We start from the raw sequence: 5,800 nt of genomic DNA on the forward strand, positions 1-5,800 counted from the left end.
AACACCTGGACGTTCAGCGAGAAGAAGGGCGGCGAGCCGTTCGAGCTGCCGCGGATCGACCGTGCGACGATTGCGGGCACGACCGTGCGCTACCGCGATCCGCGTATGCAGCTGCTCGCCGACCTGGACGTCGACACGATCCGGTCGGTCGAGGCGCGGATCGGGCAGGCGGTCGGGGTCAAGGGCGCGGGTACGGTGCGGTCGACGCCGTTCACCGTCACCGCGCAATTGCTGTCGCCCGACGCGACCGCCAACCGCGGCAAGAACGAGCTGATCGCGACCGCGCGCGCGGCGGGCAACACCGTCGACGTGGCGGGCACGCTGCCGAGCCTGGCCGAGATCGAGAACGTGCCGCTGCGCGTGAAGGCGCGCGGGCGCGACCTGTCGACGCTGATCGGCATCATCGGCGTGGTGATCCCGCAGACGCGGACCTACACCCTGCGCGGACAGATGGTGAAGGCGGGCGACCAGTATCGCTTCACCCGCATCACCGGCGTCGCCGGGCAGACCGATCTCGCGGGCAAGCTGACCATCACTAACGGCGAGCGGCTACACCTCGATTCGACGCTGGCGACGCGCAGCCTCGACATCGTCGACGCGGCACCGTTCATCGGCTTCAACCCCGACATCGTCGCGGAGAAGGGCGTGACCGCGGCCGCGGCGGAGACGGGCGCGGCGCCCGCGCGACTGATGCCCGACGCGACCTTCCCGATCGAGACGATGCGGCGGTTCGACGCCGACCTGAAATGGACGATCGGCGCGGTGAAATCGCGGCGTATCCCGATCAGCAACGTCGACGTGACGCTCGACCTGACACGCGGCAAGCTGACGCTGTCGCCCTTCACCTTCGCGATGGCGCGCGGCAACGTGGCGTCCGACCTGGTGTTCGACACGCGGCAGCGCCCGACCGCGGTGTCGTACGACATCCGGCTCGCCCCCACTCCGCTCGGGCGGCTGCTCGCGGGCTGGGGCGTGAGCGAGGCGGGGACGAGCGGCACGGTGCGCGGGCGCATACAGCTGGCCGGGCACGGCGACACGATCCACGATTCGCTGTCCACCGCGCGCGGACGAATCGCGTTCGTGCTGCCGGCGGGCACCTTGTGGACGCGCAACGCGGAATTGGCCGAGCTCGACATCGGCACGTTCGTGCAGAAGATGTTCTCCGGCGCATTGAAGGAGCCGGTGCGCATCAACTGCGGACTAGTCGGCTTTACCGTGCGCGGCGGGGTGGCGGCGGCGGACCCGGTGCTGATCGACACGCGCAAGAACGTAGTGACGGGGCGCGGCGGGTTCAGTTTCCGCACGGAGGCGGTCGACCTGGCGTTCAAGGCCGATTCGAAGAAGTTCAGCCTGTTCTCCGGCCAGTCGCCGGTCGGGATCGAGGGCACGTTCGCCGCACCGGGATTGCAGGTCATCACGCCGCAGCTGCTGTCGCGCGCGGGCGCGGGCCTGGGGCTAGCGGTGCTGGCGACGCCGGTCGCGGGGCTGCTCGCGTTCATCGATCCGGGCGATGCCAAGGCGGCGGCGTGCGGCCCGGTACTGGCGGGCAAGAGCGCGGCGGCGCAGCGCACGACGAAGGGCGAAGCGCGCGACGACGTCGGCGAGGGGCAGGCGGCGCCCAAGAAGCGCAAGAAGTTCCTCGGCATCTTCTGACGCGGCGAGCGGGGGACGAGGGACGATGCGACGAATAACAGTAACTCTGCTGCTCGGGCTGGCGGCGGCGTGCAGTCCGCAGGTGGACCCGTCCGTGGACAACGCGCGAGGCGGAGCGGCGGAGCAGGCCGGTGCCGTTGCCGCGCCCGCCGGCGACAGGGCGGAAGAGGTGTCGCGAAGTGCGGCTCCCACGCCCCGACCTGCTGCCGCCGGTGAAGCGACATCGACCGTCCGAGCCGGCACCGAGCCTTCGCGGTCGACGATGCGCGACTGCTACCTGCGCGTCGACGGCGTCGTCCACGTACGGGGCCGCTGCCGCGTGTTCCCGATGGGGGAGGACGAGTATACGCTCAACACCTGGGACGGCGGCAAGCCGGCGCAGCCGCACTTCGCGGTGGTGACGAAGGACGCCGACGGCACCGCCACCGCGACGTGGAACGCCGACCCGCGAGACGACCGCGCGATGGACCCGCTCGGGCCGTTGAGCAGAGAGGGTGACTGCTGGACGAACGAGCGCGCGCGCATCTGCGTGCGCTGAGCGCCGGGCGCTTCGACGATCAGACCGCCAGGTCGTGCTCGATCACGTGGTCGGCGATCCCGCCCGCGGTGGTCCACCAGATGCGCGGGTCGTCGGCCTCGCGCAGCCGTTCCAGCACGCGCGCGAGCGGGGGCGTGCGGTGCGCCTGCCCCATGATGTACGGGTGGAGCGCAATGCCGAGCACCAGCGGGCGGCGGTCACACTCGGCGAGCAATTGCGCCACCGCGTCCTCGATCATCGCCGCGAACTGCGCCGCCTCGCCGCGTCGCGCGACGATCGCGGGGATGTCGTTGATCTCCTGCGAATAGGGCACCGACAGCAGCCGGCCCGTGTCGGTCGACAGCCACGTCGGCTGATCGTCGTGCGCCCAGTCGAGCGTGTAGCGATAGCCGGCGCGGTGCAGCAGGTCGGGGGTGGCGTGGCTCTCCGAGATCCACGGGCCGAGCCAGCCGGTCGGGCGCGTGCCGAGCGCCGCCAGCGCGTCGGTCGTGCGCGCGATCAGCGCCTGCTCCTCGTCCTTCGACATCTTCCCCTGCGCGGCGGCGTTGCTCTCGCCATGCGCCGCGATCTCGTACCCGCGCGCGACGCACGCCTCGGCGAGGCCGGGGCAGGTGTCGAGCACGTCGGCGTTGAGCAGCGCGGTGGCGGGCAGCTCCAGCCGGTCGAACAGGTCGAACAATCGCCATGCGCCGACCCGGTTGCCGTAATCGCGCCACGCGTAGTTGAGCACGTCGGGCTGGTTCTTGGCCGGCGCGAGCTCCGCGCCCATCCCGCCGCCGAAGTCGAATACCTCGTAATTGATGCCGAAGTAGATCGCGAGCCGCCGGCCCCCCGGCCAGTCGTAGTCGGGGCGGTCGGTAATCGGGCGATAGGCGTAGCGCGGCGGGGTCGAGACGGTCATCGCCCCATAACGCGGGCGCGGCGCGAAGTTACCCGTGCCGCCTCAATGATCGTGGTCGTGATCGGGACCGTCATGCGCATGATGGTGGTCATGCGTGCCGTGCAGCGCCTCCAGCACGTCGTCCGTGCGCGCCGGATCGCCGATCGCGAGCACGTGGCCCGCGCTCCCCGCGGTCAGCGGATCGCCGTTCCAGTCGCACATCCGCCCGCCCGCTCCCTCGACCACCGGCACCAATGCGGCGAAATCGTAGAGCTGGAGCCCCGATTCGCACACCAGGTCGAGGTGGCCCGAGGCGAGCAGGCCGTAGTTATAGCAGTCACCGCCGTAGACCGGCCCCTGCCGCGGCGCACCGCCGCTGACCGCGGCGACCAGCGACAGGTAATGCGGCACGTCGCCGTCGGCGAACAAATGCGGGCTGGTGGTCGCGATCGCCGCGCCCGCGAGCGCGGTGCAGGCGCGGGTGCGCGCGGGCGCGCCGTTGAACTCGGTCGCGCGGCCCGCAACGCCGATCCAGCGTTCGCGCTGTACCGGCTGGTCGATGATGCCGAGCACCGGCCAGCCATCCTCCACCAGCGCGATCAGCGTGCCGAAGATCGCGCGCCCGACCGTGAAGCTGCGCGTACCGTCTACGGGATCGAGCACCCATTGCCGCCCGGTGACGCCGGGCTTCTCGCCATATTCCTCGCCGACGATGCCGTCGCCCGATCGCTCGGCATCGAGGATGCGGCGCATCGCGGCCTCCGCCTCGGTATCGGCGAGCGTGACGGGCGACTGGTCGTCCTTCATTCGCACGCCAGCGTCGGCGCGAAAGTAGGGCCGGATCACCGCGCCCGCGGCGTCAGCGAGGCGGTGGGCGAGCTGGATGTCGGCGGGGCGTACGGGCATGATCTGCTGCCTATCGCGGCGCGCGGCAGGTTGCTAGGATGGGCGGGAACAGGAGACAATAACCATGCGCGCCCTCGCCACCATCATCGCCGCCGCCGCGACCCTCGCCGCCCTGCCCGCCGCGGCGACGCTCGCGACCGGGGCCAAGGCGCCCACTTTCTCCACCCGAGGCGCGATGGCGGGCAAGGTGATCTCGGTCGATCTCGCCCGCGAGCTGCGCCGCGGTCCCGTCGTGCTCTACTTCTTCCCCGCGGCGTTCACCGGCGGCTGCAACGCGGAGGCGCGCGCCTTCGCCGAAGCGGTGCCGCAGTTCGAGGCGGCGGGCGCGCGCGTGATCGGCATGTCGGCCGACGACGTGCCGACGCTGCAGAAATTCTCGTCGAGCGAGTGCGCGGGCAAGTTCGCGGTGGCGAGCGCGGGACCGCGCGTGATCGCGGGATACGACGTGGCACTCGGCCAGGCGGTCAAGGGGCGCAACGTCACCAGCCGCACCAGCTACGTGATCGGCCGCGACGGGCGGATCGCCTTCGTTCATTCCGACATGAACCCGGCCGAGCACGTCCAGACGACGCTGGCGGCGGTGAAGCGGCTGGGCGCGCGCTGATCCGACGATCCCCCGGCCGTCTCGCGCAACAAATCGTAAGATTTCGCGGCGCGCGCAACACCGAATGTTAGTCACTCTCGGCTAATCGCCCGGTTCGGAACAAGGTGACCCGGGGGGACGGCGTGGCGACAAGGGTGAAGAACGTGCACGCGGCAGCGAAGCCGGGCGACGTATTCGCCGCCGTGGGTGCCTTCCTCACCGAGCACGCGCTCAACCCCGAACCGGCCAATTACGCGCTCGCCTACGACGTGATCTGCGATCCGAACGGCAGCCGCGGGCGGGAGGTACAGGCGCTGACGCTCGGCGGGGTGCGCTTGTCGGGCGCCAACGTGGTGCGGCTGGGCGGCGTCGCGAGCGCGGTGCCGCTCGCGCTGGTGCCGTCCGCGCCGGCGCGCGAACCCGCCCCCGAACCCAACCGCGACGACGCGCTCGTCGCGCGGACGCTGACGCAGATCGTGGATTTCGCCACCACGCTGCAGACGATCCACCAGGAGACCAACCATTTCGGGCGCGACCTGGCCGAGACCGCGGAAGCGATCCGCAACGGCGGCGCCGAAGGTGGCGTGGAGCGGATTTCGCGCCTGACCGCGGCGATGATCGCGCGCGTCCACCAGGCCGAGACGCGGCTCGAGCAGGCGACGACCGAGACGGCGGAGCTGCGCGCCGCGCTGGAGGAAGCGCGCACGATCGCGGGGACCGATCCGCTGACCGGGCTGCTCAACCGCCGCGCGTTCGACGATCGCTTCGCCGCGCTGTCGCCCGACGTGCCGGTGGCGCTCGCGATCTGCGACATCGACCATTTCAAGCGCGTCAACGACGGCTTCGGTCACGCGGTCGGCGACCGAGTGCTGACGCTGGTCGCGCAACTGTTAGAGCGCGAGGTCGAGTGCACCGTCGCGCGCTACGGCGGCGAGGAGTTCGCGCTGCTGTTCGAGCGATGCGGCGAGGACGACGTGGTGGCGCGGATCGAGGCCGCGCGCGACGCGGTCGTCGCGCGCCGGCTGCGCGACCGCGACAGCGATCGCGCGATCGGCACGATCAACTTTTCCGCGGGCGTCGCGCGCGGCTTCGCGGGCGACAGGCTGAACCCGCTGATGGAGCGCGCCGACCGCGCGCTCTACGCCGCCAAGCAGGCCGGACGCGGCCGCACGATCGTCGCGCCATAATCTGGCGAACTTCGCGCCGCGGTGCGGCGTAAATCGCCACTGGCGATCACGCC

6 protein-coding genes are annotated in these 5,800 nt (G+C 71.2%); 4 read left to right on the top strand and 2 right to left on the bottom strand.

Annotated features, from left to right (window positions below):
* Together ACFDS6_RS16385 and ACFDS6_RS16390 are read left to right on the top strand one after the other, a co-directional pair.
* Window positions 1-1,653 (top strand): AsmA family protein (locus ACFDS6_RS16385; RefSeq protein WP_375273165.1); only part of this gene is annotated, 1,653 nt, incomplete at its 5' end.
* A gap of 262 nt (window positions 1,654-1,915) precedes the next feature.
* Window positions 1,916-2,191, top strand: coding sequence for a hypothetical protein (locus ACFDS6_RS16390; RefSeq protein ID WP_375273166.1), 276 nt, complete (start codon window positions 1,916-1,918; stop codon window positions 2,189-2,191).
* 19 nt (window positions 2,192-2,210) lie between these two features.
* Here ACFDS6_RS16390 and ACFDS6_RS16395 read toward each other — a convergent pair whose 3' ends face one another.
* Both ACFDS6_RS16395 and ACFDS6_RS16400 read right to left on the bottom strand, forming a co-directional pair.
* Window positions 2,211-3,092 carry a polysaccharide deacetylase family protein gene (locus tag ACFDS6_RS16395; protein WP_375273167.1) on the bottom strand — a complete coding sequence of 294 codons (882 nt, stop codon included), beginning with the start codon at window positions 3,090-3,092 and terminating at the stop codon, window positions 2,211-2,213.
* 42 nt (window positions 3,093-3,134) lie between these two features.
* Window positions 3,135-3,977 carry an inositol monophosphatase family protein gene (locus tag ACFDS6_RS16400; RefSeq protein WP_375273168.1) on the bottom strand — a complete coding sequence of 281 codons (843 nt, stop codon included), beginning with the start codon at window positions 3,975-3,977 and terminating at the stop codon, window positions 3,135-3,137.
* 64 nt (window positions 3,978-4,041) lie between these two features.
* Here ACFDS6_RS16400 and ACFDS6_RS16405 point away from each other — a divergent pair, with 64 nt between their 5' ends.
* A complete protein-coding gene (locus tag ACFDS6_RS16405) occupies window positions 4,042-4,581 on the top strand; it encodes a peroxiredoxin (RefSeq protein ID WP_375273169.1) in 540 nt (179 codons plus the stop codon).
* Between the two features lie 134 nt (window positions 4,582-4,715).
* Window positions 4,716-5,747: a diguanylate cyclase domain-containing protein gene (locus ACFDS6_RS16410; protein WP_375273170.1), complete on the top strand. Its 1,032-nt coding sequence runs from the start codon at window positions 4,716-4,718 to the stop codon at window positions 5,745-5,747.
* Window positions 5,748-5,800: the final 53 nt, after the last annotated feature.

It is taken from the genome of Sphingomonas sp. (genome assembly GCF_042095875.1).
In the GTDB taxonomy this organism is placed as follows: Bacteria; Pseudomonadota; Alphaproteobacteria; order Sphingomonadales; family Sphingomonadaceae; genus Sphingomonas.

Bases quoted from the DNA above. Each gene is read 5' to 3' on its own strand.
- ACFDS6_RS16390 (WP_375273166.1), top strand. From the start codon at position 1,916: ATGCGCGACTGCTACCTGCGCGTCGACGGCGTCGTCCACGTACGGGGC.
- ACFDS6_RS16395 (WP_375273167.1), bottom strand. From the start codon at position 3,092: ATGACCGTCTCGACCCCGCCGCGCTACGCCTATCGCCCGATTACCGAC.
- ACFDS6_RS16400 (WP_375273168.1), bottom strand. From the start codon at position 3,977: ATGCCCGTACGCCCCGCCGACATCCAGCTCGCCCACCGCCTCGCTGAC.
- ACFDS6_RS16405 (WP_375273169.1), top strand. From the start codon at position 4,042: ATGCGCGCCCTCGCCACCATCATCGCCGCCGCCGCGACCCTCGCCGCC.